Here is a 24,604-nt window from a genome sequence, read left to right as displayed (position 1 = left end):
CTAAGTGGACGGCTCTCTTCATTCCTGATCGACCTTCCCCACGGGCACGGCGCCCGCGGCCGGACTGCGCGCGCGGCGCGCCGCACACCGGCGCCACCGCCGGTCCCATCGGGCTCCTGGAGGAACCCCAGTATGAGCACCAACCCGTTCGACGATGCCGACGGCCGTTTCCTGGTCCTGGTGAACGACGAGGGTCAGCACTCCCTCTGGCCGTCCTTCGCCGACGCTCCCGGCGGATGGACGGTCGCCCTCGCCGAGACCACCCGCGACGCCTGTCTGGAGTTCATCGAGTCGAGCTGGACCGACCTCCGCCCCAAGTCCCTCGCGGCGGCCGTCGAAGCCTGACCGGGACGGCCCCGGACGTACCGCGCTCGCGGCGCGTCCGGGGCCGCTTCGCGTTCGAGGTCGCGTCGCGTTCGAGGGGCGAAGCCGGGGTGGAACGCGAGAGTTAGGTTAGGCTAAGCTAACTACATGCGTTGCACGGGGCCGCACGCACGGCATCAGGGGGAGGGGATCGTCATGGGCCTGCCGGCCATCGGCTCCTACGCCATGCCCAACCGGGCCTCCCTGCCCCCCTCCTGCGCGTCCTGGGCCATCGACCCCGGCCGCGCCGCACTACTGGTCCACGACATGCAGAACCACTTCGTGGGGGAGCTCCCGACGGACCGTTCCCCGGTCGTGGAACTCGTGGAGAACATCGCGGCTCTGCGCGCCCTCGCCACGGCACTCGGGATACCGGTCGTGTTCACCGCCGAGCCCGCCGCCCAGTCGCCCGGCCGGCGCGGCCTCGCCGCGGACGTCTGGGGGCCGGGCATCGGTGACGACGGGACCGGCGCCGCCGAGATCGTCCCGCCGCTCACCCCGCGCCCGGGCGAGCGCGTGCTGGCCAACGTGCGCCACAACGCCTTCCTCCGCAGCCACCTGGGGAGACTGCTGCGTTCGGAGGGGCGCGACCAGCTCATCGTCTGCGGGGTCCACGCCCACCTCGGCGTCCTCCTGACGGCCGCGGACGCCTTCATGAACGACATCCAGCCCTTCGTGGTCGCCGACGCCATCGCCGACTTCTCCGCCGAGGAGCACGCGATGGCCCTGCGCTGGGCCGCCCGCAGCGCGGTGGTGTGCACGACCGAGACCCTGCTCCGCGAGCTGCTGCTCGCCGGAGGGTCGCCGGGCGTGCGCAAGGATGCCTGAGCGCGTCCCCTCGACGCGCGACCGCGGGTCCGGCCCGCGGCCGGCCGCCGCTGGATCGCCCAACGAACCGAGAGAGAGCGGAAGAACATGACCGTACGGGTCGCGGTGGCCGGCGCCAGCGGCTACGCCGGCGGGGAGCTGCTCCGCCTGCTGAGCTCGCATCCCGGCGTGGAGGTCGGTGCGTTGACCGCGCACAGCAGCACGGGGCGTCCGCTGGGGTCCGTACAGCCCCAGCTGGCGGAGTTCGCCGACCGGATCCTCCTGGACACCTCCGCCGCTTCGCTGCGCGGGCACGACGTGGTGTTCCTCGCGCTGCCTCACGGCCAATCGGCGTCCCTGGCAGCCGAGTTGGAGCCCAGCACGCTGGTGGTGGACTGCGGAGCCGACTTCCGGCTGCGGGACCCGTCGGCCTGGGAGCGGTTCTACGGCACCGTCCACGCCGGCACCTGGCCGTACGGACTGCCGGAACTGCCCGGTGTCCGGGCGGAGTTGAAGGGCGCCACCCGGATCGCCGTTCCCGGCTGCTACCCCACGGCCGTCACCCTGGCCCTGTTCCCCGCCTACGCGGCGCACCTGGTCGAGCCCGAGGCCGTCATCGTCGCCGCCAGCGGAACCTCCGGCGCCGGACGCGCGCTCAAGACGCACCTCCTCGGCGCCGAAGTCATGGGCTCCATGAGCCCGTACGGAGTCGGAGGCGGCCACCGGCACACCCCGGAGATCGCCCAGAACCTGTCCCGCGCGGCCGGTGCGCCCGTGACCGTCTCCTTCACGCCCACCCTGGCGCCCATGCCCCGGGGCATCCTCGCCACCTGCTCGGCCCGGCTGCGCCCGGAGGCGGAGGCGCTCCCGGAGGACGAGGTGCGCGCCGTGTTCGAAGCCGCGTACGCCGACCACCCGTTCGTCCGGCTGCTGCCGCCCGGCCGGTGGCCCACCACCGCGGCCGTCCTCGGCTCGAACACCGCCCAGGTGCAGATCGCCGTGGACCCGGACGCCCGCAGGCTGATCTGCGTGAGCGCCATCGACAACCTGACGAAGGGCACCGCCGGTGGCGCGGTGCAGAGCATGAACATAGCCCTCGGCCTGCCGGAACGGCTGGGCCTGCCCATGAATGGAGTGGCTCCTTGAGTGTGACCGCCGCCCGCGGATTCCTTGCCGGCGCCGTGCGCGCCGGCATCAAGGAGTCCGGTGACCCGGACCTGGCCCTGGTGGTGAACCGGGGGCCGTCGCGCGCCGCCGCCGGCGTCTTCACCTCGAACCGCGTACAGGCCGCGCCCGTACGCTGGTCCCGCCGCGTGCTCGCCGACGGCCGGATCTCCGCCGTCGTCCTCAACTCCGGTGGCGCGAACGCCTGTACGGGCCCCGGAGGCGCCGAGGACACCCGGGTGATGGCGGAGCGCACCGCGCTGGCCGTGGAAACCGGCGCCGACGAGGTCGCGGTGTGCTCCACCGGCCTCATCGGTGTCCGGCTCCCGATGGACCGGGTGACGGCAGGCATCGCCGCCGCCGCGGACCGGCTGTCGCCCGAAGGCGGCGAGGAGGCCGCCGTCGCGATCAAGACCACGGACTCCGTCCACAAGACGGCGGTGACCGCCGGCCCCGGCTGGACCATGGGGGGCATGGCGAAGGGCGCCGGAATGCTCGCCCCGGGCCTCGCCACCATGCTGGTCGTCCTGACCACCGACGCCGAAGCGAGCGCCGACGTGCTCGACGAGGCGCTGCGCGACGCGGTGCGCACCACCTTCGACCGGGTGGACTCGGACGGCTGCATGTCCACCAACGACACCGTGCTGCTGCTCGCCTCGGGCAGCTCGGGCATCACGCCCGGACCCGCGGAGCTGACGGCGGCCGTGCACGCCGTGTGCCGGGACCTGGCGCTCCAGTTGGTGGCGGACGCCGAGGGCGCCTCCAAGGAGATCGAGGTGGCCGTGGTCGGCGCGGCCTCCGAGGAGGACGCCGTGGAGGTGGGCCGCTCGGTGGCCCGCAACAACCTCCTCAAGTGCGCGCTGCACGGAGAGGACCCGAACTGGGGCCGGGTACTGTCGGCGATCGGCACGACCGCGGCCGTCTTCGACGCGGACCGGCTGGACGTGGCGATCAACGGCGTCTGGGTGTGCCGGGACGGCGCCGGGGGAGAGTCGCGGGACGAGGTCGACCTGTCCGGCCGCCGGATCGCCATCACCGTGGACCTGCGCTCCGGTGACTCCTCGGCCGTCATCTGGACCAACGACCTGACGGCCGAGTACGTGCACGAGAACAGCGCCTACAGCTCTTGAACGGGGCCGAGATGACGATGGAGACGACACGGGCGCGGACGCAGGCGCGGGCGCGGACCCCGGACACCGTGCCCGCCCCCCGGGACCTGCCCTGGCTGGAGCAGCTCCAAGGCCGCACGGTCGTCGTCAAGTTCGGCGGCAACGCCATGGTGGACCCCTCCGCGCAGCGGACGTTCGCCCAGGACGTCGTGGAACTGTGGCACGCGGGCCTGCGGCCCGTCGTCGTCCACGGCGGCGGGCCGCAGATCAGCGCACTGCTCGACCGGCTCGGCCTGGAGGTCCGCTTCGAAGCCGGGCTGCGGGTGACCACGCCGGAGACCATGGACGTCGTGCGCATGGTGCTCACCGGTCAGGTCCAGCGCGAACTGGTCGGGGCCATCAACGCCCACGGGCCGTTCGCCGTGGGCCTGTCGGGCGAGGACGCCCACACGATGACCGCGGTACGGCGCCCGGCCTGGGTGGACGGCCGGCCGGTGGACATCGGCCAGGTCGGCGACATCGTCGACGTGGACGGCAGCGCGATCGCCGCACTGCTGGAACAGGGCCGCATCCCCGTCGTCTCGCCCGTCGCGCGCGGCGAGGACGGCCAGGTCTACAACGTCAACGCCGACCTCGCGGCCTCGGCCCTGGCCGTGGCCCTCGGGGCCGACCGGCTCGTGGTGATGACCGACGTCGAGGGGCTGTACGCGGACTGGCCGCACAGCACCGAGGTGATCGAGCGCCTGACGGCCGGTGAACTGGACGCCCTGCTCCCGGACCTCGCCAGCGGCATGCTCCCCAAGATGGAGGGCTGCCTGCGCGCCGTACGGGCCGGCGTCGCCCGGGCGCAGGTCATCGACGGCCGGTCGCCGCACGCGCTGCTGCGCGGAGTCCTCACCGAGGACGGACCCGGCACCACGGTACTGCCGGACGACGAGCCCGGCCCGCGGGGTCCGGGCGACGAGGGGGACGGCGCGTGACCGCCGACAGCGTGACCGCCGACGGCACGATGACGGCCCCGCTCGCCGACCGCACGATGACGGCCCCGCTCGCCGACCGCTGGCGCGCGGTGATGATGGACACCTACGGCACCCCCGCCCTGGCCCTGGTCAGGGGTGAGGGCAGCACGGTCTGGGACGAGGACGGCCGCGCCTACACGGACTTCACCGGCGGGATCGCCGTCAACGCCCTCGGGCACGCCCATCCGGCCCTGGTTTCGGCCGTCCAGGGGCAGGTCGCCCGGCTCGGCCACGTGTCGAACCTGTTCGTCTCGGAACCGGCCGTGGCGCTGGCGGAACGGCTCCTGGCACTGCTGGACAGGCCGGGCCGGGTGTTCTTCGCCAACTCGGGCGCGGAAGCGGTCGAGGCCGCCTTCAAGATCGCCCGCCGGACCGGCCGCCCGCACCTCGTCGCGACGGAGGGCGGGTTCCACGGGCGCACCATGGGGGCCCTGGCCCTCACCGGCCAGCCGCCCAAGCAGGCCCCCTTCCTGCCCCTGCCCGGGGAGGTCACGCACGTTCCCTACGGGGACGCGCAGGCGCTCCGCGCGGCCGTCACGGAGCACACGGCCGCGGTCGTGCTCGAACCCCTGCAGGGCGAGGCCGGAGTCGTCCCGGCGCCGCCGGGCTACCTGCGGGCGGCCCGCGAGATCACCCGCGCCACGGGCACCCTGCTCGTCCTGGACGAGGTGCAGACCGGGATCGGCCGCACCGGCCACTGGTTCGCGCACCAGGCGGAGCCGGGAGCCGGGCCCGACGTGATCACCCTGGCCAAGGGGCTGGGCGGTGGCCTGCCCATCGGCGCCACGGTCGCCTTCGGCGCCGCCGCCGCACTGCTGACCCCCGGTCAGCACGGCTCCACCTTCGGAGGGAACCCGGTCGCGTGCGCGGCCGGGCTCGCCGTCCTGGAGACCATCGAGAAGGAGGGGCTGCTCGCCCGCGCCCAGCGGGTGGGGGAGCGGCTGCGGCTCGGCATCGAGGCACTGGAACACCCCCTGGTCCGCGAAGTGCGGGGCGCCGGTCTGCTCCTGGGCATCGCCCTCGCCGAGCCGGTCGCCGCTCGGGTCCAGCGGGCCGCGCAGGACGCCGGGTTCCTCGTGAACGCGGCGGGCGCGGGCGTCGTACGGCTGGCTCCCGCCCTGACACTGCCGCAGGAGCGGGCCGACGCCCTGCTGGCGGCGCTGCCCGCGATCCTCGAAGCCGCGTAGGCCCGGCCGGCGGTGCGACTCGGGGCGGGTCCCTCAGGGGACCCGCCCCTTCGCCGTCTGCGCCCCCTTCGCCGTCTGCGGCCGCTTACAGGGTGCGGGCCAGGACCCGTGCTCCCCGGGCGGGGTCCAGGGACCGCGCCCAGTCGGCCGGTGCCAGGCTCGGGGAGGCCGGGCGGAACCCGTGGCCGAGGAAGAGGCGGCCGCTGCCGGTCGTCGCCGTGAACAGCGTGGCCAGGGAGCGCGTACGGGCCCTGGCGAACGCCGCGTGCAGCAGCCGGGCGCCCATGCCCGTGCCCTGCCGGTGGGCGGCGACGCAGAAGTTGTACAGCACGCCGGCGGCGGGGTGTTCGCGCAGGCCGAGACAGCCCTCGAGGGTTCCGTCGGGCGCCTCCGCGACGAGGAAGTCGGACGCGCGGGAGAGGTACAGCGAGAGCGGGCGTTCGCGGAGCGCCCCGGCGCGGGCGAACGGCCGGGAGAGGGCGGCGAGCGCCGGACCGTCGTCCCGGCGGGCCGGGCGCACCGCGAACTCGGGGACCTCGTGCCACCGGGAGGCGAGTGCGGGTGCGGGGGCGTGGGCGCGGGGCGTCGAAGTGGCGTGCGCGGCGGCAGGATGCAGCGTGGCCGTGGTCAAGGTGTTCCTTCCTCGGTTCCACCGTGTGCGGGTACGGGGGCGGGGCCTCCCGGCGGAACGATCTAGGTAAGGTTAGCCTTACCTAGCTGTCGGGCCAAGTCGCCGGTCGCCGAGCAACTCCCGCGCCCGATCCGCGTACAGGCTCACGCGCACGGGGCGGCGGGGTCCAGGGCCGCCGCGGCCGTCATCCGCACGGGCGGCCGGGGTAGTCGTCACCCTCCGGGGCCCCGGCCTCGCGCATCCGGCACAGGACCTCCCCGAGGAGCGTGTCGTCCACGTCGACGGGCATGTTGAACTCCCGGTCGAAGACGAAGGAGTCGCCCGCGCCCGCGTGCCAGATCACCCAGCGCGGCGGCATCTCGGGCACCTCCCACAGCGGGGAGAACCGTTCCAGGACGTTCCCTTGACCGATCACAGCACTGATCACAACTTTCCCTTGTCCGTAGCTTCGTTTCCGTCGACCCACGTGGCCAGGACCTCGATGCCGCTGATCCGTGAGGGATCGACGGATCGCGGGTCGTCACCCAGGACGACCAGGTCGGCCCGCTTGCCCGGGGTGAGGCTGCCGGCGCGGTCGTCCCACCGGCAGGCGTACGCACCGGCGACCGTGTAGGCGCGCAGCGCCTCGTCGACGGTGATCGCCTCGTCCGGCCCGATCGGCCGGCCGGAGGCGGAGGCGCGCTCGACCATGAACTGGATCGCCCGCAGCGGGGACCCGTCCGTGACCGGCCGGTCGGAACTCCCCACGAGCGTCACCCCGTGGTCCAGGAACCCGCGCCCCCGGTACATCCAGGGAGCCCGCTCCGCACCCATCACGTCCGCGTAGTCGTCCCCGAAGGAGTGGAGGAAGGCCGGCTGGACGACCGCGCTGACCCCCAGGCGTGCGAAGCGCGGGAGCTGGTCGGGGCGGATCAGCCCGGCGTGCTCGATCCGGTGCCGCGCGTCCGGCCGGGGCCGCAGCCGCTGCGCCTGTTCCAGCGCGTCGAGCGCGAGGTCGGCGGCGCGGTCCCCGATGGCGTGGACGGCGAGCTGCCAGCCGCCGAGGTGGCCGTCGATGATCAGTTGGGTGAGGCGCTCGGGATCGTCCTGGAGCTGGCCGGTGTGGTCCGTGCCCGCGTACGGGGCCGTGAGCGCGGCCGTACGGGCCATCATCCCGCCGTCGGTGTAGATCTTGAGCGCGCCCAGCGACAGCCAGTCGTCACCGAACCCGGTGCGCATGCCCAGGTCCAGAGCCCTCGGAATGCCGTCCTCCCGGTGCGACGCGCGCGGCCGCAACGTATCGCCCGCGGGCATGAGCTGCACCCGCAGGGGCAGCCGCCCCTGGTCCCGCAGCAGTTGGTAGGCGCCGAGCTCCACCGGGCTGTGCCCGAGCAGCCCGCCCCCGATGCCCGCCTCGGCGACGGCGGTCACGCCCTCGGCGAGACAGGTCCGGGCCGCACGCTCGACGGCGCCGGCGATCTCTTCCTGCCCGTACGGCAGTCGCAGCCGCCGCGCGGCGGTCATGGCCTCCTCGGCCAGGAAGCCGTCCTGGTGCGGAACACCGTCGGGCAGCAAGCCCAGTACCGCACTGTTCACCACGCACGCGTGCCCCGAATCGTGCATCAGGAACACCTTGCGCCCGCGGCTGACCCCATCCAGCTCGGCGGCGGTCAGATGCCGCCCGAGGGCCCGCTGGTCGTACCCCATGACATCGACCCAGGCCCCGTCCCCGCTCGCCCGGGAAACCGCCTCGGCCACCACCGCCAGCACGTCCTCGACCCGCTCGCACGGGGCGACGCTCGGGGTGCTCTGCTTCAGCCCGGTCCAGGCCAGGTGCACGTGGCTGTCGATGAACCCGGGCAGCACGGTGGCCCCCCGCAGATCGACGACCTCCCGCGCGGGCAACGAGGCGACCTCCTCGTCGAGCCCCACGATCCGCCCCCGCCAGATCCCCAGCGTGCGGGCGACGGGCCGGTCGGGGTCCATGGTGAGGATGTTCGCGTTCGTCAGCCTCGAACTCAGCATGGCAGTCCGTCCGTTGAGGTGTCCGTCAGGCCGCCACGGCGGGTTCCGGGCCGCGCACCAACAGCAGCCGAGTCCGACTTAGGTAAGGCTAACTGAAGGCTCGACATGTGGTCAATGTGCGAGTTGTCGTCCCCGTTCTCCCCCCAGCCACGGCGCACCGCGGTAGGCCGTACGCACACTGATACTGGGCGCCCCGCAGCGTGCTACCGGTGTACGCGGCTTGGCTCGCGGAGGTCCGTAACGTGGTTCACGAGGCGCCGTGCCGCTCTACCCCGTCGTCCATGTCGGGTTCCTGGGACAGTCCGGGGGCGTCGATCAGGTCCGGGTCCAAGTCCTCGACGCTCTGTTCCGCTGTCGAATCCGCCACTTCCTCCTGGGGGCTCCCCCCGGGCTCTGCGAGCATCGGAAGGACGTATGCCTGGGCCAGGCCTGCCAAGTGGAGAGGGAGGGGCAGAGACAGAGCCGCGGCGTAGTCTGGCGCCTGGCGCAGCTGGTGTACGGCAAGAGCCAGGGCCTCGGCATCATCTTGTTCTCCCGTGACGGGGGCAATCGGATCAGCCTCGTGGCAGCCCAGGACGGCGATCTCGACCAGGGTCGGATTCCAGGCGTTGGTGCCTGCCTGTGAGGTGAGGTTGCCCGCCGCGTTGACTCGGGTGGTGAGGCGGTCCAGAGCGGGCGAAACCGCGTGGGTACCGGGGCGTTCGGTAGTGCTGTAGAAGACCCGCTCGCGTGGGGACGCTGCGTCCCGGCGCCGGGGGCCTTGTGTCCAGAAGCCGGCAGGCTGTCCGTGCGGCTTGCCGGCCTCGGCCAGGCCCCACCACTGGGCGGCTTCACGTCCACCGAGCCCGCGTACTCGTACCAGACGGAGCTCGTCGTCGAGTCGGCCAGCCGGGGCATGACCGGTTTTGATCAGATCACGTTCCGTCTGGCCGTCCTGCAACCACGGCCAGTGCAGCCTGCTGTTCTGCGCGTGGGTGATGAGAGCGGTGGGCTGTCCTCGAAGGGAGTGGAGTACGCGCTGGAGGAATGAAGCAGTCTCCTTGCGCTGTTGAGCGAGATTGGTACGCCACTGCCTGCTGGTGACTCGGGGCGTCGTGGGGTTGATGCCGTCGTCCAGAGGCTGCAGATCTGCGAACGCCTCGGGGTTGATCTCCGCCTGCTTCACCAGGCCTAGGAGGAAATGCGGGTACGGAACCCACGAACCCGTGCTGTCATCCCAGCCCCGCACGGCCGCGAGCCCTTCCCCGTCCGGCAGAGGGGTGACCAGGACGGCCACGGGGAGGTGCTTGGGAAGCCGGGTCGGACCGTCCTTGCGGCGCTTCACCATCCAGAGCGCCGCGTACTGGAGCCCGATGGGGAGGTCGTCATCGAGGGTGTGCTGAGGTAGGACACGGACGCCGAGTTGACGCAGTCCGTCGAGCCAGGAGCTGTGCGTGCGGTGATCGAGGCTCTCTACGTTGTCGATCTGACGGTCGCTGGACGGGGTCACGATGAACTGGGTCAGCAGCCCGGCGTCGGCGCATCCGAGGCGGACGGCGAACTTGGGATCTGTCGACGCAGGGCGGAAGGTGCTGCGGTGAGCGACCTCCACCAGGACGAGTCCGGGGCGCGAAGGGTCCGTGCCGTCGTCAGCAAGCCATGAACGCAAGGCCTGGCGGCGTTCACTGATGGCCGCGGCGGTGGCCGCGCCCCTTCCCTTAACGGCCGGGTCGGGTACGAGGCGGTCGCCGAGTCCGTTGGCGAGGGGCAGACAGCGCAGCCGGAGGGTGAGTTCCACCGTCCGCCATTCGAGGACGACCGGTGCTCCGGGCCTGGCTTCGTCGAAATCCCGGTCCGAGACCTGGGAGGCACAGGTGCCGCCGTCGCCGTCGAGCCCCAAGGCCTTGGTGAACTGTGCCACCGCTGCCTTCCGCACCTCGGGCGACTGCCAGAGCAGCCGGGCCTCCACCAACGGCTGGCGGCCCTCCTCCAGGTTGTGCCCGGCGACCCGGGACTGTTCCGCGAGAGCCACGCGCCGCGCCCGGGCCTCGCGCAGCAGCTCGGCCTTCTTGGCCTCGTCGGTCCTCGGCTTGGGCCGACGGTTCTCCGGCGCGCCGATGCCCTTGCCGCGTCCGCGCACCAAGTCGGGCACCCGGACCAGCGAATCAGGGAGCGCCTGCTCGGCCCATTCGGTCAGCTGGGCCCGCTGGTTGGGCATGAAGCCGGTGCCGATCTCGTGCTTCCCCATCCTGGTGCTGTGGACCACGGCGGCGCGGACGCCGCGGCCCTCGCCGATCCAGGATTCCGGCTCGGTGAGGAGTTGTTCGGGGTCGGGAAAATTGCCGGCGAGGCTGAGTCCGCGCAGGATGCCGGCGGTGTCGTTCTCCGACCAGACGAAGGTGTCGGCGGCCCGGTCACGGCGGAGGCGGGCGAGAGCGTAGCGGTCGGTGGCAGGCGCTCCGGGCAGCCAGGGGATGGTGGGCCGGAGGTAGACGGTGGTGGCCTCCCGGTAGGGCAGATTGAGGTGTTTGGTGGTTGCCCGGGGGTGGGTGGCCCACCGGCGTACGCCCCAGTGCAGGTGGAGGCGCGGCCTTGGATCGAACGGCGTAGTGTGCAGGGAGATGTTCAGGACGACGGAGAACCACCACTCTTTGCGCTTGACGGTCCGGCACAGGGGCTGCGACATGAGTTCGGCACCCTGGTCACGCGGACCGCGAGGCAGAGCCCGGAAGTGCAACTTCCCGCCTTCGAAGGGGAAGGCGTCGAGGGCCAGGACGCGGCGCGCCAGTGCGTCAGTGGCGAGCTGGAACTGCCTCGGTTCGGGGGCGGCGGTACCGCCCGGGGTCGCCGTGGCGCTGAGTAGTTCGACGCCCGTGATTGGCTGCCACTCGGGCAGGTTCCGCTTTAGAGCGGCACTGCTCGCGAGGAGTAGCGAGCGGAACGGGGGATCCTGAGCGGCGTCCTTGGGGCCGAGGGTACGCAGCCAGGCGCTGAGGAGTTGCTGCATCGAGCGGCTCGGGAGGGGGTCCGGTACCGAGGCGGGGACGTACATCCAGAAGCCATCGGTGGTCTCTGCTGTCTGCTCGACGGGGGGTCGGGGGCGAGGGCGGACGATCACGTCGGGGGCAAGCGTCTGGAGTACGCCGTCGAGCCGCCGGGTGGGCAGCGTCAGCTGCTGCTTCTCCTCGTCCCGACCGTGGTTGTGCAGTTCGAGGAGTCCGGCGTGCCAGTGCTCGGGGAAGGGGAGCACGTGAAAGTCCTCGACCCAGGGTGTGCTGTCCTCGGCCAGGTGGTACGCGGATCGACGAATGCTCTTGTACATGGTCGGATCTCCCTGCGTTCTCGTATCGGGTCGGATGCGCGTCGGGTCTCCATCAGCCTTCAACCCGCCGGCGGTTGCAGTGCATTAGTTGGTGCTTCGCGAACCGGGAGGCGTACCCAACGCACACAGCGCCTCGTAGAGCGGGCGATAGAGCAGCTTGACGAGTTCGGCATCGGCGGGATCGGCGTGCGCCCCGAGGGGGACCGTGCCGACTTCTGCGAAGTACGGGGCGAGGACGTCTCGCAGGCGTACGAGCAGTCCGGGATCGCTGGCGCGGCGCCGCTTCCGTTCCCGCCCGGTGTCGGGTGCCTGGGAGGCCGCGAGCTGTGGTGCGAAGGCCGCGTCGACGAACACGACGCGGGCGGGTACGCCGCCGCGGACGAGACGCCCGATGACCTGCCAGATGGTGACGAGCTGGTCCCAGACGAAGGACTCCTTCTCTTCGTCGGAGAGCGAGGAGTAGATGTACGGCCGTGACAGTACGTGTCGCCAGACACGTCGCGCGGTGGTCCTGAAGGCGCTCCCGGCGGCGTCCAGGCCGCCGGCCTCGGCCACCAAGTCACTGAATGTTCCTTCTGTGGTCCTTAGCTGACCGCGCACGAAGCGGCTTGCCCAATCGTTGATGGCAAAGATGGCAAGGGAGAGATCGTCGGGGCGGGGGTGCGGGCGGACCATGAAGAACACCGTCCCGAATGCCGCTACGTTCTCCTCGCCCGGACGCTGCGCGGTGGTGAGGATGTTGTGCCCTCGTTCGACGGCGAGGAGGGGCGCTACGAGCAGTTCGGCGTCCGCGTCCTCAGCGAAGGCGGCAAGGTCTCCGCGCCGCACGGCTCCGGTGCCTTGGGCCGCACCCCTTGCCGGTGTTGCGCCGTCTCCCGTGGCCTCCAGTTCGGCGTCGTCAGCGGCCAGGACGCGTACTCTGCCGTGCCAGCGCGGGATCTCATCCAGGGCGGCGGCGGCCACCTTGGCCTCCGCGTAGCTGCCGACTAGGAGCAGGGCGCGCTTACGGCGCTGGTCGCGGATCTGGGCGAGTTCGCTCTGCAGCGGGGAGGAACTTCCGTCGCCCCGAGGACGGGCGAGCCGGTCGATCATCAGGCGCAGGACGTCCTCGCGTTTGTCGGGGTCCTGCCCGGAGAGCCGGATCGGCTGCCCGGCCGCGTCGTAGAGGAACTCGGTACGGAACACGGTGTCCCGGATGGAGCGCAGAGCCTTGCTCTGCGGCTTGAGTACGGCCCGGACGGGTGCGAGGACATGGGCCCGGGTGGAGGTGCCGGCCCAGCTGGTGCCCGACATGAGCAGGACGTGTGGGCCGGACTGCCCACGGCCGGGATCGGCGCCGAGCTGGGGAAGGTTGAGGAGCAGCTCGCGGCCTACGCCCGCGCAGCGGAAGAAGCGTAGGGTCCCAGTGCGGTGCCCGTCCTTGTTGCTGGCCGCAGCCCGTTCGTCCACCAGGTATTGGAAGCCGAGGACATTACCCATGGGTGCCTCGGGCAGCAGCGGAGCATAGTCGAGGGGCGGGCGGCGGGTCAGTTCGTGGCTTGCCGGGTCGAGTCGCATCGCGGCCTCCACCTGCGGCCACAGAAACGTCACCCGGTCCAGGCGCTGATGCAGGGCTGCGAGTACGAGGACGAACTCCAATCGACGCGCGTTGAGCTCGCGCCACTCCTCGGTGAGAGGCACGTCCTCCGGCGCCGGTTCCCTGCCGTGCTTGACGATGGGCAGGGTGCGCTGTTCCAGTTCCGGTGCTCCAACGAGGAGGGAGTCGAGGAGCGCGCGGACGCGATGCCGTGTCCTCTTCTCATCCAGGGTGTGGAGGACGTCGTGGGTGAGGGCGATCAGTTGGTCGGAGGGGGTCAGATAGGGGCCGCGCCCACCGAGCGGATCATCGCGGAACGTGTCGAAGAACTCGGTGATCTCGGTGCGCCTCCGCACCCAGGGGGCCTCTGGGATAGAGGTGTTGCCGTTGTCCGCTTCCCCTTCACCGTCTTCGTAGAGCTCGATCTCGTCCTCGACCTCCCATTCCTCAGGGTCGTCCGGTCGACCGACTGCCCTGCCTTGCACGGGCGGGTACCAGGCGTGCAGCAGCTTTTCCTGAAGCGTCCACGCACTGAAGTAGTCGATCTGAGCCCAGTTCCTCAGCCCTTCGTCGTCGATGAGCATGGCGTACAGCCGGTCGGCGGCGGAGCCGACGACGTCCAAAGCGGCGGACCACCGTTCCACGTCCTGATCGGAGAGCTGTAGTCGTCCCTGACGGGCAAGTTCGGCGATCTCGTGGGTCTGCAACTGGTCGAGCCAGGAGTCGGAGACGCCAGTGGTGACGAGTGTGGCTGAGGGCGCGAACATCTGGTCCAGCTGCATCTGTACGCGGTCGGCCTCGTCGACGATCACGATGTCGCTGCGCAGGCAGACCAGTTCCAGATAGCGCAGGCGCTCGGCATTGAGCTGGCGCGGTACCGCCGTCTGGACGAGGCTGGCGGGGTTGGCCACCCAGATCAGCGCGTCCACGAGATCGCGCGCGGAGGAGTGCCGTGGGCAGGCGCTCCACAGTGGGCAGGCGTGCGGGGTGCCCAGGCCCTCCTCGTCGGTGTCGTCCATGAGGATCTGCCTCCCGTGGGCGCCTCGAGCATGTTCGAGCTCGCGTACGGCCTGGTCGGCCGCGGGCTCCTCGTTGATCTTCTTGCGAAGCGTGGGATGGAGGGCGCCGCAGGGTGCGTCGACGTAGCGCAGTGGCTCCGATGTGTCGAGTGCGCGCAAGGCATCCAGGGGACAGGCGGTGCTGAGGTGGGTGAAGACCGGGCCGGTGTGGGCCAGCAGCGAGTGCTCTCCACGTGCGGCGAGCCTGCGGTGGAGTCGCTGGGTGTGCTGCGGACGGGTCGTGCCGCCCTGGATCAGGGCGGCACGCAGACCGAGTGCGCGGAACAGCTCGGTGAGGGAAAGCTGTTCGGCCACGTCACCGACGACGAGCGTGCTGCGAAGCCCCCGGCGGTGCGCCCATACGCCGATCAGTGTCATCAGGGTCGACTTGCCGGCGCCGACCATACCAACGAGGTGCGTGAGCTGATCGAGCGGAAGTGCGGACGCGGCTTCGAAGGCCTTCCCGTCCGGGGCACGGGTGTCGAGGTCGAGGTGTTCGAGGCGCTGCTCCCAGTTTCCGGCCTTCAGGCCCCTGTGTCGCTCCTCCTCGTCCATCCACCGGGCCACGTCAGCGAGTTCGTCGAGGGGCACGTCGAGGTGGCTCGCGGTGGCCGGGCGTCCGGCGGTGAGGGGGTGGCCGGGCAGGGCGTCCCGTACGAGGTCTGCGGGGACTGTGACGGACGTGCGTCGGTGACGGCGGTCCATGAAGCGGTGCTCGCCCGCCGCGGCTTGGGGAAGTGGGTTGACGGCGAAGTCGGGGAGGCGCGAGAGCACGTCGTCGTAGACGGTGAAGCGATCGGCGGCCACCTTGAGTGGTACCCGGTAGGCGGGCTCCCCGGCCGCCGGGACCTGGTAGGCGCGGAGCCGTTCGGGTAGGTGCAGGTAGGCGTCCAGGCTCTGCCGCCACATTCGGCCGCGGCGCATCGGCCAGAGCAAGTGCCGGGCCGCGGCGAGGGCGGTCTGCTCCGCCGTGCCGGTGTGGAGCTTCGCTGCCGAGGCGAAGGTGAGGCCGTAGCCTCCGAGGAGCGGCCACGCTCCCTCGGCGGCGTGGCCGGGGGCCACGGTCTCCATCATGCACAGCGCGAGTTCGACCTGGCAGAGCAGGGAGGGCCGGGTCCGGGCGTGTTCCTCGGGCCAGGGGCCCAAGGCGCTGACGACCGGCTGATACCAGCTGCTGCGGTCACGCATGGTCGGCTCCATCCTTCGCGGCACCGTCGGTCGGTACCGGATCCGCCTGGCGCGGGGGCGGCGCAGTGTGAGCGCCTCTCCGCTCAGTTCCCGGCATGGTGGGGCCGGTCTGGAGGGCCCCGATGGATGCCTCCGGCCCGCGTTGACCGGACATCCGCAGCCTTGCGGCCTGTCTCAGCTGTTTGTCCGTCAGGAGACTCAGGCCGTTTGCTGCCTCGGCCCGCTCCTTTGCGTAGACGGCGAGGTAGTCACGGCGCGCGCGCACCCTGAAGTCCGGTACCACCCAGCAGGCCTCGTCGTACGGGGGTTCGGCGCGGACCGCGGTCGCGGAACGCCCGAGGAAGGCGGGGTGCGCCCAGTCCTTGACGTCGACGGCCCACACGTGACCGTCGGGGAAGGTGATCCGCAAGTCGTACGCGTCGAAACCCGGCCACATCTCGACGGCAAGTCCCAAGGCGCGAAGCCCGTTCTCCAGCGAGGTCTCGGCCTGCCCGGGGCCGGTGACGAACTGGCGCAGTGGCTTTCGCAGCTGACGGATCTCTCCTACCTCTGCCGTGACGAGTGCCCGCCCGTGCGGAGCGGGGCCCTGGTAGCGGCACTGGTCGCGCTCGCACCACCAGTCGGTCTCGGACACCGGGTGGAGGAGTGTCAGGCAGCGGTGGCAGCAAAGGTACGAGCCACCCCTCCGGAACCCCAGGGGGACGGGGGCGTAGATCTCCTCGATGAGGTAGCGGACGGGGTCGAGGAAGAGGTCGGTGCTGACCTCGGCCCAGTCCGCCTCTGTGAGGACCGGCTGGGTGACCAGGAGGCGACGAAAAGCCGTGTACGACTCGGGTGACGACATGGCGCGGCAGGCACGCATGGCCTCGTGAATGACCATGCGGTCGTACTGCCGTCCGGTGCTGTCGCCGTGGAATCCCCGCACGGCGAGTTCGTGGCAGAGCTGCGAGGGCTCTCCCGAGTCCTTGTCGATCAGCCGGTCGGCAGTGTCGAACAGGTCGATGGGCAGCCGGTCGAGGGGCCAGCTGGCCAGGGGACGGTTGCGCGCCCAGCGCATCATCTCGGGCACTCCGGCGGGGGGTGCGGCCCCGTTGCGCAGGCACTGCAGGACGAGGGCGTTAACGGCCCTCTGCGCGGCGGCCGGGTAGGGGAGAGTGAAGGAGTCGAGGCTGTCGACGGCCGCCAGGTGCAGGACGGCGGTGGCGACGTCTCGCAGGAGGACGACGTCGGGGTTGGACAGCCAGTCCGGTACGAGTTGCTGCTCAGTCATGGGCCGGGGTGTCTCCTCGCTGCGGGGGCGCCGCGTCGATGGCTTCCTGGCGCGGATGGTCGGTGACGTAGGCAGTGCCGGGTCGGCACCATGTCCGTGCCTGGCAGCCGTGGCAGTGGCGTCCGGTCCTCGGCTCGTACGTGGTGTCGTCCAGGAGCGGCTGGGCAAGTTCGGCGATGACCGTCCGGGCCTCGTCTACGATCTCCCCGCGGCTGGGGTCGATTCGTTCGAGCCGGCTCTCGCCGTGGCCCTCGCGCAGATGCTCCAGTTCGACCCAGGAACGGTGCGGGTCGTCACCGAGCGCGCCCGCGTGAAAGAGCAGGACGCCCAAGGCGAGTTGGGGGTAGGTGTGGAGCAGGGACTGCCGTTCCCACAGAGGGCGGGCCGATGTCTTGGTCTCGCGCCAGATCCACCGGCCGCGGTGGGTATACACCAGGTCGGGTACGGCGAGGACAACGACATCGAGTTCCGGTACGTAGGCCGTCACCCGGTGCTGTACGAGTACCTGCTCTTCGGCGTCGAGTCCGTTCAGCGGGCACAGCAGCCGGTGCTCGGCCAGCATGCCGGCGGCCTCGTGCGCGGATGCGTCATCGAGCCCGGTTCTGGCCCGTATCGCGGTCGGGCCGGGGACTTCACGGTCTCGGCAGCCGCGCACCGGGCGTTCGGCGTGCTGGGCGTCGAGCCAGGCGTCCACGGCTCGGCCGCGCTGCGCTCCCCGACCCTCGGCGGACAGGTCGTTGAGGTGAAGGCGCCGCACGAGGTGGTACTGCGCTGGGCATTCGGCGTGCAGGCGCAGGTCCCAGACGGAGACGGAGCGGCGTTTGCGCGCCAGGGTCGGGGGCCGCCCGCCCCACAACTGCGGGGTGCGCTTGAGGTCCGCGCAGCCGGCGGCGGCCTTGCAGTCGACACAGCTCTCGCCTGGCTGGGTGCCGGTTCCGGTAGCTGCCGAGAGGAAGGCGGGCACCGCGTGGGCCTCGAAACGCCGCCTCGCCTCGTTGGGACCCTCGGAGAGCAGCCTTTCGACGGAGCCGTCGGCGCATCCGATGTCGAAGACGCGGACCTGCCCGGGCTGGTGGATGGCGATGGTCGCTTCGGGTGGGGGCTCGGCGCGCGCCTTGCGCCGCCGTGTGGGCACTCCGTACGCCATCACCTGCGCCACAGCGGCGAGTTCCGCGTCGGGGCGGCTGGTCTTGGCCCGGCCCAGGGACGGGAGCCATAGGTCGCGCACGCTTTCGTCGCCGGAGGCGTACATGCGGCCCCACAAGGTGTGTTCGTACTGTCGGGCGCCGCGCGTGTCGGGGGCGTCCGTGCGGCGGGTACGCCACGTCCACGGCTGCCTGACCGGTGTGGTCGGTGGTAGTCCGGCCTCCATGGCGGCGGCCTGTTCCCGGGTGCGGGCGGCCACGTAGCGCTCCAAGGCGTGGGCCGTCCATGACAGGTGGGCGGGGTGAACCGGTGCACCCCACCCCCGGAAGGGGCCACGGGTGCGCCGGAGTTCTTCGCGTACCCGCTCCACGGGCCAGTGGTCGTGCTCCCATAGGTCGAGGGCTGTGAAGAGTGGGCCGAACCCGAACTCCTCGCGTGGGGCGGGGCGGAACGGCACGGCCGGTTCGGCGACGAGCAAGGGGAGCATCGCGGTGCGCTGGTGGGTCGGACAGGCCGCGGCGTCGGGACGGGCCATCCGGGGGCTCGCCTTGATCAGCCAGTCGTGGCCGACGACACCCGATGAGTTCTGCATGGTGACCCCCGTGGAGGGCGGCATGGGCAGGAGGCACCCAGACCGACGGGACTCCGAGGAGCGGGCGCCATTCGAGCATGCCATAGATCTGTGAACTAAGTCCATGAATGATTCACGCGGAGCATCCTTCACGTTACTCTGGTGTAGCTGATGGTGCGGGAGGGTGAAGGGGTATGGCGGTGGACGCGGATGCGTACAAGCCCTGCGCGGGTGATCTGATCGACGGGCGTTATGAGTTGAGGGAGTCCCTCGGCAAAGGCGGGATGGCGCACGTCTGGCGGGCCCGCGAGGTGGCCACGGGTCAGAAGGCGTTCGTGGGGCGTGAGGTGGCCGTGAAGTTCCTGCGCCACGACTCCGAAGCCCTGTACGGCCTCGACCCGCACGAGCGGGTCGCCGAACTGGCTGTCAGGAATGCCCGGTTCCGACGGGAGGCCGGTCTCCTGGCCACGCTCGACCACCCGGGCATCACGGAGCTGTACCGGAGCGGAGCGCACCAGGGGGTGCCGTACATCGCCATGCGCCTGGTGGAGGGGGTCAGCCTGCGGACCTTCCTCGACGAGCACAGTCCCTTGCCCCTGGCCGCGGCCGTGGCCGTCGCCCTGCAGGTCGCCAGGGCGCTCGCCTGCGCTCACACACTCCCCGTGGTGCACCGGGATCTCAAGCCGGCCAACGTCATGATCGACGACGAAGGTGCGGTCATCCTCATCGACTTCGGCATCGCCAAGCCACTGCGCGCTGATGCCACGCGGTACACGGCGCATGGATCGACCCTGGGGACGCGCGGATACCTGGCTCCCGAGCAGCTCTTGGAGCTGGAGCCCACTCCGCGGACCGACGTCTACTGCTTCGGGTGCGTCTTCTACGAACTCCTCACCGGGCGACCCCCGTTCCCGCTCGGGGCGGACTCCGGTCTGGCCGATATGCACCTCCACGAGGAGCCGCTGCCGCCGAGCGTGTACGCCGCGGGCCTTCCCCAGGGCATCGACGACCTGGTGGTGCGGATGCTCGCCAAGAAGCCTGAGCACCGCCCGGCTGTCGACGAGGTCGTGGAGACCCTCGCCGCGTGCGGGCCCCAGCTCGGTGACCCCGAGCCGCGGCCGCGCACCCGCCCCGACCCCACTGCCCCCTTGCGCTGCCCGCCGGACAGGGATTCAAGGCAGGGTCGCGCCCTCTCCCCCCCGCCCGCCGCCTTCGCGCCGGGTGAGGACGAGTGGTTGGACGGACGCGTGGTCGAGGAGCTCTGCATCCAGGCCGAGTCCGAGATCGCCTCGGGCGAACCGGGTGACGCGGCCGGCCGCCTGCGCGGGCTGACGGCGCGGGTCCGCAAGGAGTGGGGAGAGCGCCGCCCCCTGGTGCGCCGTGTGTGGCGGGGGGCGGCGGACGGGCTGCGGCTCGCCGGTGACTTCGGTTCCGCCGCGCGCCTCTACCGGGGAATCGATGCTGACCTCATCCACGGGGAGGGTCCGGCCGAGCGCGCCGAACGCGCGGTAATCCGGCTGCGCCTGGCCGAGTGCCGTCTCGCCTTCGGTGAGCTGGACGCCGTCATCACTGCCGTCGACGCGGCGGGACACACGGCGGCGGGCCTGCCAGCGGACCTTGCGGCAAGAGTTGAGGCTGTACGAGGCGAAGTCGACACCCAGCTCACGGCCCGGCTCGCCGACCGGGAGGCGTGGAGGCGTGATGACCCGCCGGGTGGTCGCCTCCGGTGAACGCCCCAGACTGGCCAACCTCCTCGGGCCCGACAGTGTGAACGCGAGCCGGCGAGGCGGGGCAACCCGAGGTCCTATGCCCCGCCCGCGAGGCGCCCGGCCGCCAGTTCGTCGCCGAGGTCACGAACGAGGTCCGCGCCGAGGCCGGCTGTGCGGTGCACCATCCGTTCGAAGGTCGCCACCTCGCGGAACGCCTCGCCGTAGCGGCGCTGCTCGCCGAGGGGCACTTGGCGGACTTGGAGGCGGCGGATGTCGATCCGGGACGAGCTCATCGTGTGTGTTCCGGCCTGCCGGGCATTGGCCGGGGCACGGAGCGAACCGGCGAGGAACCAGGCGTCGAGCTGCTCGGGTTGCACCCGTACGGCGTGCAGTTGCGACCCGAGGGCGGTCGGTGGACCCTCGTGGACCCATGCGGAGAATGCCCGGGTCACTCCGACCACCACGATGTCCCCGGGTTCGGCGATCACGGCTTCGTGGGCCGCCGCGTCGTCGGGAGTGAGCCAGCCTCGGGGTTCGGCGTCCATCAGTAGGTCGGGGATCGTGAGCAGCGGGATGTCGTCGTCCGACGACCGGCCGGTGCGGATCGACTCCTCGGGGGGCTGCTGGCCGCCGCGCACGGTGAGCGCCCCGGCACGGGCCAGCTCGGAGACCGTGGTCGCCGTCGGCGTGTCGGCCGTGGCCGCCGAAAGGTCGAGGGCTGTAAGTAGCCGGGCCGAAGAGCTCATGCTCGCGATCAGTCCAGTGAATTCCTCCCAGGATTCGGCCAGTCGGGGCGCAAGGTCTGCGGGGGACGGGGTGATGTGGCGTCCGGGCGTGAGGTCGACCTCGTCGTCGAGGAGCTCGATGACCGGCACCTGGCGTGCGTAGGCGGAAACGTGCGGAGAGTCGGCGTCATCGATGGTCCCGCGTACGAAGTCGCCGATCGCCGCCCAGTCGGGAGCCCATTCCCGTGCCGGGGACCGGGGGAAGCGCGACGAGGCGTCGGCGACCAGCAGCCGGCCGCCGACTCGCGATTCTTCCCCGGGTGAGGGCGTGCGCAGCACCCACAAGTGCAGCGAGACGCTGTGCGGCGGGGCGCATCCGGGCGGGAGCGCGACAACGGCCCGCAGCTGACCAGTGCGCAGCAGTGAGCCGCGGATCCGCCGGCCTGCCTTCCTGGCGGCCACGGCAGGAGGTAGCAGCAGCACTGCGGTGCCGCCGGGGCGAAGGCGGGCCAGGCAGTGCTGGACCCAGGCGAGCTCAGGCTCGGTGCGGGGGGGCAGTCCGTGGCTCCAGCGGGCGTCGGTGGCTAGTTCCTCGTATCCCCAATCCCGTTCGTTGAAGGGGGGGTTGCATAGAACGACGTCGGCTGGGGCGTCGGCGAACGGGTCATCGCGCAGCGAGTCTCCCGCCTCTACGTCGATGCGAGTCCGCGCGCCTTCCTCCGTGCCCTCGGCGAGGCTCAGACGGGCGTCCGTCAATGCGACGAGGACGGCGTCGAGATCGCTGCCGAGCAGCGTGACCGTCCCGGTGGCGGAAGCTTTCAGCGCTTCGGCAGCGGCGATGAGAAGGTGGCCGGTGCCGCAGGCCGGGTCCATGACCGTGATGCTGCCAGTGCCGCCCGTCACGCCGAGGGCGAGGTCCGCCATCAGTGCGGCCAGCGGCTCCGGGGTCGTGGCGATCTGGCGGACATGGACGTCGAGCCATCGGCGCAGCAGGAACGCGAAGGTCTGGCCGGCTCCTTCGCGCCGCCCCAGGTCCACGGCCCGGTCCACCAGCGCCCGAGTCTCGTCCGGGACCGCATTCAGGGCCTCTTCGTCTTCCGTTCTCTCCCGGCCGGAGAGGAGTCGTCCCACCTCTGCGACGGCGGCTCCGGTCTCGTCGCGCCCGCCGAGCGCCTCGAAGCGGGGCCAGAGCCACTCCCGCTCGACGGACTTGTCGAGCTTCTTGTTGTCGCGCAGCCAGTTCTCAATGTCAGTCATGGAGAACTGCGGGCTGACGTCGGTACCGGCGATCCGCTCGGGGAAGGTTGGGTGCCGACGCCGCCAGTTGCTCACGGCGGCTCGCCCCACACCCGCGAGACGGGCGATTTCCGCCAAGGTCACCGGTACGGCACGTGGCGTGGACATCTGGACTCCCATGGCAAATCTCATTGGATGAGGACAATTCCCCCCCACTGCGGGTGCGTGATCAGGCCACCCGCGCCTCCCCTCCTGCGCCCGTTAGGCTACTACGGGCATTGACTTTGTTCACAGGCCCGAAATGCCTGCTCGCGCCCTCTTCTCCACTCCGCTGAGGAACGTACTGGGCCGCCCGCTGTACGAAACGTACAGAGCTTCCCTGGCCCGGGTGCACGCCACGAACAGCAGGCACCGCTCGGCGGCGAGGTCCGCCGCATGCTGGAGGGGGGTCGACCTCGGCCGGCGTGACCGCCGTCTGGAACGGGAACGAGGAGGCCGTCACCCCGGCTACGGCCACGCAGCGGAACTCCAGTCCCTTCAGGCTGTGCAGGCTCGAAAGCCGCACTCCGGCCGTGTCGTCGGACTCTCCGTCCTTGACCCGTACGACGGGCACCCCGGCCTCGGCAAGCCGGTCCCCGATCCTCGCGGTCTGGGTGTGGAACCGGGCGCAGACCGCGATCTCCGAGGGGGCGACCCCGGCCGCCAGCCACTCGCGCACCCGCCGGACGACGGCATCGGCTTCGGCCGGCTCCGTTTCGTGACCCTCGCACACAGGGTGCTCCCCGTGCAGCAAGGACCGGTAGCCGGACAGCGAGTCCGGATCGTCTCCGGTCAGGTCGGTCACCGGCTCCCCGTCGAGCAGTGCCCGAGACCAGCGCAGGATCTCTTCGGTGGAGCGGTAGTTGAGGCGCAGCCTCGCCCCGCGCCCGGCGACGGAAATGCCGAGGGATCGGAGGGAGACCCGGGCGTCGTAGATCCGCTGGTGCGGGTCGCCGGTGAGGAACAGGTCGTCCGGCCCGTCCGGAACCACCGCCCGCAGCAGCTGCCACTGGGCGGGGTGCAGGTCCTGCGCCTCGTCCACCACCACATGGTCGTACGGGGGCATGGCGCCCGGCTTGTCGTGCAGCAGCCTGGCTGCCTGTGCGCACAGCTGGAGCCAGGTGCAGGACCGGTCGCGGGCGAGCTCGTCCTCGAACCGGGTGATCGCCTCCCACACCCGCTCGCGCTGCGCCTGCCCCAGCCCGCTGCCCCGGCCGCGCCTGCGGCAGACACTGTATTCCTCAGGGGTGCGCAGATCCTGGGCGAGTGCGACATGTCGGTACTCCTGGGCCAGGAAGGCATCGTTCCAGGGCAGCTGGAGGGTTCGGGACAGGCGCTGCCAGCGCCGCCGCTCGTCCTTGTCGCCGAGGACGGTACCGGGGGTCCCGTGCAGGTCCCGCACGGTACGCCGGGCGAGCGCGTCGACCGTGGTGACGGTGACCCGGCCGAGGAGCGCCTGGTCGTGGTCCAGGAGGAGAGCGAGCCCCGTGTACAGGGAGCGGGCCAGTGCGCTGGTGTACGTGGTGAGCAGGATCCGCGTGTCGGGTGCGCGGCCGAGGAGGTACTTGACCCGGTTCAGGGCGACGACGCTCTTGCCGGTGCCGGATCCACCGGTGATCTGGGCGGGGCCTGTATAGCCGGGCCGGTAGGCGATTCGACGCTGGGTGGGGTGGAGGAAGACGCGCCAGGCGTCGAAGGGCTTGGCGAGGATGTCGGCGAGTTCCTCGGGCCCGGTGACGAGGGCGATCCGGCTGCGGGTCCGGCTGACGGCCGCGGCGAGTGCGCCCTGCTTGGCGTCACTTTCCTCGCCCGCAGCGGTCTGCCGTACGGCGACGAGATCGCGGTAGACGGCGTCGGCGTCGAATCCCTCGGCAAGCAGCCACAGCGCCTCGAACTGGTCCTCCGGCATCAGCGACCCGAAGGCCTCCAGCTGCCCCCTGCCAGTGATGGTGCGGGCTGCGCGCAGGGTGACGTCGTCGATTCCGAGATGCCGGAGCACAGTGTCAGACCAGGTGGCGAAGAGCAGCTGAGGCGCGGCCAGGGCCTCCTGCGCGAACAGCGGGGTGATCTGTTCCAGGGCGGTGAGGTCGCGTACTTCGAGGCATCGGGTCACCGAGTTGACCGTGTAGAGCCGCCGCTTGGCCCATCCGTATGCCTTGTCGTGGGAGACGACGTGCACGAAGACGAAGAGGTCGCTGCCGTCGTCGGGGGCGAGCAGCACGATGCGCAGCCCGTCGTCGACCCGGATCGTACGCATGCGCGGGTCGCGGGAGCTGACGACGGACTCCAGGTGCAGGCCCTTGTCCGAGTGGAGCTGGGGGACCGTCATCCGCTGAAACTTCCCCATCGCCTTGTGGACGCGGGCGCGGGCCGGCTTGTCCAGTCGGTCCACGCTCTCCCAGAAGGTATTGGTGATGGCGATCTGCGGCACGGCCCTGCCTTTCCCCTGGAACCACGCATGGTGTGAACGTTGACTGAGTTTACAGCTCTATGAGCTCCGG

The 24,604-nt window shown here is 71.3% G+C and carries 15 protein-coding genes and 1 pseudogene; 7 read left to right on the top strand and 9 right to left on the bottom strand.

Features of this window, described 5'->3' with window-relative positions:
- The first annotated feature begins 132 nt into the window (after positions 1-132).
- The 6 genes from ACIQV3_RS06980 (at position 133) to ACIQV3_RS06955 (ending at position 5,649) form a co-directional block, all read left to right on the top strand.
- Positions 133-345 (top strand): MbtH family protein, encoded by a 213-nt coding sequence (locus tag ACIQV3_RS06980; protein WP_389439135.1) that lies wholly within the window; start codon positions 133-135, stop codon positions 343-345.
- A gap of 174 nt (positions 346-519) precedes the next feature.
- Positions 520-1,191: an isochorismatase family protein gene (locus ACIQV3_RS06975; protein WP_403710500.1), complete on the top strand. Its 672-nt coding sequence runs from the start codon at positions 520-522 to the stop codon at positions 1,189-1,191.
- 87 nt (positions 1,192-1,278) lie between these two features.
- The gene (argC, locus tag ACIQV3_RS06970; protein WP_403710498.1) at positions 1,279-2,316 is read left to right on the top strand and encodes an N-acetyl-gamma-glutamyl-phosphate reductase; all 1,038 of its coding nucleotides are present in this window, start codon (positions 1,279-1,281) and stop codon (positions 2,314-2,316) included.
- Positions 2,313-3,464: a bifunctional glutamate N-acetyltransferase/amino-acid acetyltransferase ArgJ gene (gene argJ, locus ACIQV3_RS06965; protein WP_403710496.1), complete on the top strand. Its 1,152-nt coding sequence runs from the start codon at positions 2,313-2,315 to the stop codon at positions 3,462-3,464. Before argC ends, argJ begins: the two co-directional genes overlap by 4 nt.
- Before the next feature lie 17 nt (positions 3,465-3,481).
- Positions 3,482-4,423, top strand: coding sequence for an acetylglutamate kinase (gene argB, locus ACIQV3_RS06960; RefSeq protein ID WP_403710873.1), 942 nt, complete (start codon positions 3,482-3,484; stop codon positions 4,421-4,423).
- 56 nt (positions 4,424-4,479) lie between these two features.
- A complete protein-coding gene (locus tag ACIQV3_RS06955) occupies positions 4,480-5,649 on the top strand; it encodes an acetylornithine transaminase (RefSeq protein WP_403710871.1) in 1,170 nt (389 codons plus the stop codon).
- Positions 5,650-5,734: 85 nt separating this feature from the next.
- Here ACIQV3_RS06955 and ACIQV3_RS06950 read toward each other — a convergent pair whose 3' ends face one another.
- The 7 genes from ACIQV3_RS06950 to ACIQV3_RS06920 all read right to left on the bottom strand — a co-directional run bounded on the left by ACIQV3_RS06950 (position 5,735) and on the right by ACIQV3_RS06920 (position 18,439).
- On the bottom strand, positions 5,735-6,280 hold the full coding sequence (locus ACIQV3_RS06950; protein ID WP_403710494.1) for a GNAT family N-acetyltransferase: 546 nt from the start codon (positions 6,278-6,280) through the stop codon (positions 5,735-5,737).
- A 184-nt stretch (positions 6,281-6,464) separates the two neighbouring features.
- Positions 6,465-6,695, bottom strand: a complete 231-nt coding sequence (locus ACIQV3_RS06945) for a hypothetical protein (RefSeq protein WP_403710492.1) — start codon at positions 6,693-6,695, stop codon at positions 6,465-6,467.
- A gap of 8 nt (positions 6,696-6,703) precedes the next feature.
- Positions 6,704-8,284, bottom strand: coding sequence for an amidohydrolase (locus ACIQV3_RS06940; protein ID WP_403710490.1), 1,581 nt, complete (start codon positions 8,282-8,284; stop codon positions 6,704-6,706).
- A 247-nt stretch (positions 8,285-8,531) separates the two neighbouring features.
- Positions 8,532-11,585 (bottom strand): pPIWI_RE module domain-containing protein, encoded by a 3,054-nt coding sequence (locus ACIQV3_RS06935; RefSeq protein WP_403710488.1) that lies wholly within the window; start codon positions 11,583-11,585, stop codon positions 8,532-8,534.
- An 84-nt stretch (positions 11,586-11,669) separates the two neighbouring features.
- Complete coding sequence (locus ACIQV3_RS06930; RefSeq protein ID WP_403710486.1) at positions 11,670-15,407, bottom strand: hypothetical protein; 3,738 nt, start codon at positions 15,405-15,407, stop codon at positions 11,670-11,672.
- Complete coding sequence (locus tag ACIQV3_RS06925) at positions 15,400-16,677, bottom strand: hypothetical protein (RefSeq protein WP_403710484.1); 1,278 nt, start codon at positions 16,675-16,677, stop codon at positions 15,400-15,402. The genes ACIQV3_RS06930 and ACIQV3_RS06925 overlap by 8 nt, the downstream gene beginning before the upstream one ends.
- Positions 16,670-18,439 carry a PD-(D/E)XK nuclease family protein gene (locus tag ACIQV3_RS06920; RefSeq protein WP_403710482.1) on the bottom strand — a complete coding sequence of 590 codons (1,770 nt, stop codon included), beginning with the start codon at positions 18,437-18,439 and terminating at the stop codon, positions 16,670-16,672. Before ACIQV3_RS06920 ends, ACIQV3_RS06925 begins: the two co-directional genes overlap by 8 nt.
- A 155-nt stretch (positions 18,440-18,594) precedes the next feature.
- Between ACIQV3_RS06920 and ACIQV3_RS06915 the strand changes: the two genes are divergently transcribed.
- Positions 18,595-20,124 carry a serine/threonine-protein kinase gene (locus ACIQV3_RS06915; RefSeq protein ID WP_403710480.1) on the top strand — a complete coding sequence of 510 codons (1,530 nt, stop codon included), beginning with the start codon at positions 18,595-18,597 and terminating at the stop codon, positions 20,122-20,124.
- 74 nt (positions 20,125-20,198) lie between these two features.
- Here ACIQV3_RS06915 and ACIQV3_RS06910 read toward each other — a convergent pair whose 3' ends face one another.
- Both ACIQV3_RS06910 and ACIQV3_RS06905 read right to left on the bottom strand, forming a co-directional pair.
- Positions 20,199-22,232 carry an N-6 DNA methylase gene (locus ACIQV3_RS06910; protein WP_403710478.1) on the bottom strand — a complete coding sequence of 678 codons (2,034 nt, stop codon included), beginning with the start codon at positions 22,230-22,232 and terminating at the stop codon, positions 20,199-20,201.
- A 120-nt stretch (positions 22,233-22,352) separates the two neighbouring features.
- A pseudogene (locus tag ACIQV3_RS06905) lies at positions 22,353-24,534 on the bottom strand (UvrD-helicase domain-containing protein).
- Between the last annotated feature and the right edge of the window lie 70 nt (positions 24,535-24,604).

The organism is Streptomyces sp. NPDC099050 (assembly GCF_044759865.1).
In the GTDB taxonomy this organism is placed as follows: domain Bacteria; phylum Actinomycetota; class Actinomycetes; order Streptomycetales; family Streptomycetaceae; genus Streptomyces.
The sequence above is the reverse complement of the archived record's forward strand: the minus strand, read 5'-3'. Positions and strand labels throughout refer to the sequence as shown.